This is a genomic window from Mesorhizobium sp. M5C.F.Ca.IN.020.32.2.1 (assembly GCF_004023105.1).
Lineage (GTDB): Bacteria > Pseudomonadota > Alphaproteobacteria > Rhizobiales > Rhizobiaceae > Mesorhizobium > Mesorhizobium wenxiniae.
In genome coordinates this window covers 1-3523 of record NZ_RZSX01000684.1, presented here as the reverse complement: position 1 = coordinate 3523, position 3523 = coordinate 1, and the positions used below count along the sequence as shown (strand labels likewise).

The following is a 3523-nucleotide window of genomic DNA, read 5'->3' as shown; positions in this document are numbered from 1 at the left end:
GGGACGACATGACGGTCGCCATGGCGTGGGGCCGAACCATGAGATGGCTCGCCTCCAACATCGAACCGGTGGCCCTCAGGAACGTTACCGTCGTACCGCTTCTCGGCTCTCTGTCGCGCCGGTCGTCGATCGACAAATACGACGCCGCCGCCGTCTTTGCCCAGCGCACCCAGGCCGAATCCTATTATCTCCCCGGACCGATCATCTGCGACAGCCGCGACAGCCGCGAGACGATCCTGCAGCAACCGAGCGCGCGCGAGGTTATCCAGAAGGCACTGAACGCCGACCTTGCGCTGATGAGCGTCGGCGGCACAACCAGCTCGACGCTTCGGAGCGTCGGTTATATGACCGACGAGGAATTCGACGATATCCTCAGAATGAAACCGATCGGGAACTTTCTCGGCTATTTCTTCGACCGGAACGCCGAACTCATCGACCATCCCGTCAATGAACGCATTGTCGGGGTTTACCCTCTCGACACAATGAACATTCCCAAACGCATCCTTGTTTCCGGCGGAAAGAATAAGGTCGGCATCATGGCCAAGCTCCTGGAAAAGGGATTCTTCACCGGCCTCATCACCGATCAGGAGACGGGGAGTTCGCTCTGACATCCACCGGCCGGGATTGCGGTAGCAACCGAAGGTGCTGTGCGATTTTGCTTGGCGCATCGCGCTCGCTTTCCTCTGAAAGCAGAATGGCATCGAATCTTTCCTAAGCCGTCCCTGGTTCGGTTCCATCGCCTGCAGCATCCTTTGCGTCGTTTGCGGGCGGCACATTTCGCGCCGGCCGATCAGACCACCCCCGACCTCCGGTTTGCCAGGATCATATCGGCAACCTCGACGAAGCCGCGTCCACCCCGCGACCTGGCGACGAAAGCGGGTTCGGCATCGATTTGTCCCTGGAAGTCCATGACATTCGCGACCCCGAACGAGCTCGGAAAAAAACCGAACATCGGAGCGTCGTTCGGACTGTCTCCGACGAACGCGTAGGCCTGCCTTTCGGCATCGAGATCGGTTCCCAGCCTCTCGCTCGCAAAGCGGCGCGTCATCGACAGCTTGTCGTATCGGCCAAACCAGCCATTCACATGGATCGACGAAATCTTGGCGACAGCGCCGGCTTCCTCGAAAATCTGCTTGATGTGCCTGGCGTCGGAGATCGGCAGAGCTGGAACATCTTCGCAAAAGTCGATGGCCAGATCGGCTTCGCGATATTGCTGGTCGGCGGATACGGCCGAACCCGGCACTTCCTGGACAATACGCTTTTCCAGTTCCGTGAGTCTGCGCCTGTTTTCCCGGCGTTCCTCAGCGCTCGCGGCGAAAACCCGGATCATCTTTCGCGTTGCCTGATCATAAGCGAAGTAAAAAGCGCCATTTTCGCCGACCACGCCGGTCACCGGCCAGAACCGGGCAATCATGTCGCACCAGCCTGCCGGTCTCCCGGTAATGGGAGCAACCACAAGGCCCGCCTCGTGCAGACTTTCGAGCGCACGGTAGGCGTCGGCTGGAAGACGACCCTCGGTCGTCAAGGTGTCGTCGATATCGCAGAAGACGCCGCGAATGCGCGCCGCAGTTTCGGGTCTGAATTCGGCGAGGCCGCGCATCCCGTCAGGCTTCCCCACGCGCAAAATCCTCCAGTATTCCTGCATCCGCAGCAATGTCGAGGAACGAGAAGCGATTGCGCATCTCCCGGCAATGAACGACGGCTTCGCGGTAGAAATCGGGTGGCGTGCCCAATTCGGCGGCTGAGATCGGCCCGCCGGTGGATTTCAGCAGGCGCTGCATCTCGTCGACCGGCACCATGAATTGCTTGAGCTCCTGCCTGAGTGTCGGCCAGAGCTCCTGCAGCCGCTCGTTGAATGCGGCGGCGGCATTCTCGTCGAAGGCCTTCTTCTTCAGTTCGTCGAGACATTGTGCGGCGACAGCCGGGCTCATGCGGCGGACCATGTCGTCAGGATCGATCTTCGTCGCCTTCACTACCGGCGGCTTGTCGCTAGCAAGCATTGCTTGCTGCAATCGCGCCATGGTGAGCGAAGCGACGCCGACCTGGGTGCCGTGGAGCGTACCGGGGTGACGCTCGCCGGCGAAGCAGTCTATGTAGTGCGATATCTGATGCTCGCCCATGGAACCGTGATTGGAGACGCCGGTGAAGGAAATTCCGAGGCCGCAGAGCGTCAGCACGCGATAGAGATAGCCATTGGCCTCTATGTCGTGTTCGGCAAGCTTTGCCGCACGCTCGTTGAGCGCCGCTTCATCCTTTTCCTGGATGAGAAACGGGACCTGATGGTAGGCAGTGCCAAGCAGACGGTGCGACATCCACCAGTCGATCTGGGCGACCGAGCGGCAAAGGCAGTCACCGAACCCCGCCGCTGACAGATAGGTCGGGGCGGCAGCGGAGACGCCAAGGTCGACGAAAAAGCCTGATGGCGCGTGGGAAGGGAGCGATACCTTCAGGCCGCTTTCAAGTGTGATGGACGCGGTCGTCGATGTGTAGCCGTTCATCGAACCGGCCGTCCCGAACACGCAATAGCGCCGTTCGTTCTTTCCGGTGACGAACTTGCAGAGATCGTTGATCGTGCCGGAACCGACCGCGACCACGGCATCCGCATCCGCGAGTTTGACGGCCAGGCTTTCGACGTTGGCCATGTCGGCGTGCGGGTGGTCCAATATCAGGACATCGACAGGGCCGAGCGTCTTCAGTTCGCGCGCAACGCGTTCGCCAAGCGCATCATAGGTCGCAGCATCCGCGACCACGGTGAACCGCTCACCCAGACCGAGCTCCGAAACGAGATCGGCCGCCCGCCCGTCGAGGCTTTCTTCGATGACGATCCGATCATAAGGCACCACGGCCTTTTTTCCGGTCTCCGGGCTGGTCCAGTTCCCGTCCAAAATGTCGTCGATTAAAGTCGTCCAGGATCCGGCTGCCGGATTCGTCATGGCGTCCTCTTGTGGGGGCAACTCTCTAGTCCAGACACAGGCGCGCTGCGCCATCGAACAATAGTCACCTATCACTGTCTTTTGTCAAGCATCTGCCCGCAACGCTTGACTTCGTTCTGCAAACCTGCGGAAAAAGGGACATGAATGCCAACGCCGACATCGACGTGGTCCGAACATCTGGGCTCTCGGCACTGCCGCCCGAATTCGACAGCGCGGTGGCGTGGGCTGCCTGGCTCTACTATGTCGACCAGCTCAACCAGAGCGAAGTGGCCAAGGTCATGAATGTCTCCAGGGCGAGCGTGGTAAACTATCTGCAGGAGGCACGCGAAAGCGGACTTGTCGCCGTGCAGGTCGATCACGACGCTTTTGCCCGCACGTTGGCCTCGCGGCGCCTCATGGAAAAATACGGCCTTCGCGGCGCGGCGGTTATCCCCGACCTCGATCCAAACGATCCCGACCGCCGCATCGGCGAAGCGGCAGGACGGTTGCTCGCATCCATGGTCGATCCAGGTGACACGATCGGCGTCGCCTGGGGAAAAACGGTGCTCGCTGCCGCCCGCTCGATTCCACGATTACGGCATGACCCGCAC

The 3523-nt window shown here is 60.6% G+C and carries 4 protein-coding genes; 2 read left to right on the top strand and 2 right to left on the bottom strand.

The window, feature by feature from the left end:
• On the top strand, positions 1 to 608 hold a 608-nt coding region (locus tag EOA86_RS26950), incomplete at its 5' end, for a sugar-binding domain-containing protein (protein ID WP_164892005.1).
• A gap of 182 nt (positions 609 to 790) precedes the next feature.
• On the opposite strand, the gene EOA86_RS26945 is transcribed toward EOA86_RS26950, so the two are convergent.
• Positions 791 to 1600 carry an HAD-IIB family hydrolase gene (locus EOA86_RS26945; RefSeq protein WP_128344471.1) on the bottom strand — a complete coding sequence of 270 codons (810 nt, stop codon included), beginning with the start codon at positions 1598 to 1600 and terminating at the stop codon, positions 791 to 793.
• A 4-nt stretch (positions 1601 to 1604) separates the two neighbouring features.
• On the bottom strand, positions 1605 to 2933 hold the full coding sequence (locus tag EOA86_RS26940; protein WP_128344469.1) for a sn-glycerol-1-phosphate dehydrogenase: 1329 nt from the start codon (positions 2931 to 2933) through the stop codon (positions 1605 to 1607).
• Between the two features lie 140 nt (positions 2934 to 3073).
• On the opposite strand from EOA86_RS26940, the gene EOA86_RS26935 reads away from it, so the two are divergent.
• A partial coding sequence (locus EOA86_RS26935) for a sugar-binding domain-containing protein (RefSeq protein ID WP_281035700.1) occupies positions 3074 to 3523 on the top strand: 450 nt, incomplete at its 3' end.

What these genes read in the sequence shown, in the direction of transcription:
- EOA86_RS26945 (WP_128344471.1), bottom strand. Translation starts at nt 1,600, where the DNA reads ATGCGCGGCCTCGCCGAATTCAGACCCGAAACTGCGGCGCGCATTCGC.
- EOA86_RS26940 (WP_128344469.1), bottom strand. Translation starts at nt 2,933, where the DNA reads ATGACGAATCCGGCAGCCGGATCCTGGACGACTTTAATCGACGACATT.